The organism is Exiguobacterium sp. B2(2022) (assembly GCF_028823655.1).
Classification (GTDB): Bacteria; Bacillota; Bacilli; order Exiguobacteriales; family Exiguobacteriaceae; genus Exiguobacterium; species Exiguobacterium aestuarii_A.
On the sequence record NZ_JAPEHX010000110.1, the window covers coordinates 1 to 1626 of the forward strand.

Here is a 1626-nt window from a genome sequence, read left to right on the forward strand (position 1 = left end):
GTAGCGGTCCCAGACGCGACGGTTGAACAGGCCCGTCAAGTGGTCCCGTTCGGAAGATTGTTTATATTCGAGTGCGCGTCTCGTCGTCTTCTCTAAGTCGATCGTGAGTGTACTCGAGAGGAGACCGACGAGCATCCCGACCATCCAAATAGTCAAGACGAGGGAGACGTATGCCGCGCTCCAGCCCATATTGATATAAACGGCGAGCGAAATAATGAATAGTGCCCACACGTTTAAAAAGATGCTTTGTAAAAAGAGTCGTTCGCGAAGCAAACGATGAATCCAGAGCATCCCGATACTGACGATGAACGTCGCGATAAAGGCGATGAAAGCTTGTTCTGTCATCCCGAACAAGAAACGCGTGCTCGCAATGACGAGTGTCGCAATAAACAAGGGTGCCCGAGCACCGTAAAACGCGAGTAGGACGAGCGGTAAGTGACGTAAATCCACACGTACCGTATCGTTGGCCTCGACGGCGTTGTACATCAAAAAAAGACCGAGCGCACCGGCCAATAGACCGATGATAAAGCTACGGAAAAATTGTGAATGGAAGAGCGTAGAATGATAAATTTTCGAGATGATATAAAACCCGGTAAACGCAACACAGGCGTTCAGTAACAAGACGGTGAGCGTCATTCCTTCACGACCTTTTCGATAGACTATACGTTAACCGTAGCAGTCTCCAAAATAATGTCAATTATAAAATGCTTCGTAATATGCAAAAAAAGCAAATCCGAATTGATTTCGGACCTGCTTCATTCTCCTGACTCAAAGGAATGGTACATGATATTTGAAATGTTGCCAGTAAGGTGATGTTGTAACGTGTGATTCACTGGATAGATACGACTAGAAAAGACATACTCACCATCATTTATAAAAATTTCGATAGAAGAAGAATCGATGAATAGACGAACTCGTTCACAGTTAGCCTGAATCCTTCGTTCTGTTTCGTTTCGAACGAGTTGGATGTAGCCTTTAGCGACGGAAAGTGTAGCGGTACCTTGAAAGCAACTGAACTGAAATGCGCCTTGCACGTCAAACTCAAGCTCAAACGCTTTTCCTGAGAAACAAGGTGATTCAAGAGGGAAGGAACATTGACGTAACCATTTCATTTCTTCAATCGGAGTCATCCAGAGTCGATTATTTCTTATTCTTAATTCACGTGGTATGGTCATCTGATTCGTCCAGCCTTCTCGTTGCTCCGGCCAATCTTGTTCCCACATCGCGTTCCAAGCAATCAAAATTCGTCTACCTTGATCATCGAGAAAGGTTTGGGCAGCGTAAAAGTCATGACCATAATCTAACTCGGAGAACGAACCATGTGTGAACTGTGTCGTAGTTACATCGAACTTACCTATGAAATAACCGCATTGATGTAGGTTGTGATAGCGATCTCCTGTTGGTTCCATTCCTTGTGGAGAGAGTAACAATACATCATGACCATTCAGAGTAAAAAGATCGGGACATTCCCACATCCATCCATGCTCCCCAGTTCCCTCTGCCATGATGCCTTGTTCTCTCCAGTGAAGGGCATCATCTGATTCGTAGAGCACAACTTTTCCATTCAGTTCATCACGTGTACCAAGAATCATATAGAATTTATCGTTGTCAGCCCACACTTTGGGA

2 protein-coding genes are annotated in these 1626 nt (G+C 44.8%); both read right to left on the reverse strand.

Annotated features, from left to right (window positions below):
- A partial coding sequence (locus ON063_RS14475) for a LytS/YhcK type 5TM receptor domain-containing protein (protein WP_342455062.1) occupies positions 1-636 on the reverse strand: 636 nt, incomplete at its 3' end.
- A 119-nt stretch (positions 637-755) separates the two neighbouring features.
- On the reverse strand, positions 756-1626 hold an 871-nt coding region (locus ON063_RS14480; RefSeq protein WP_274665602.1), incomplete at its 5' end, for a glycoside hydrolase family 32 protein.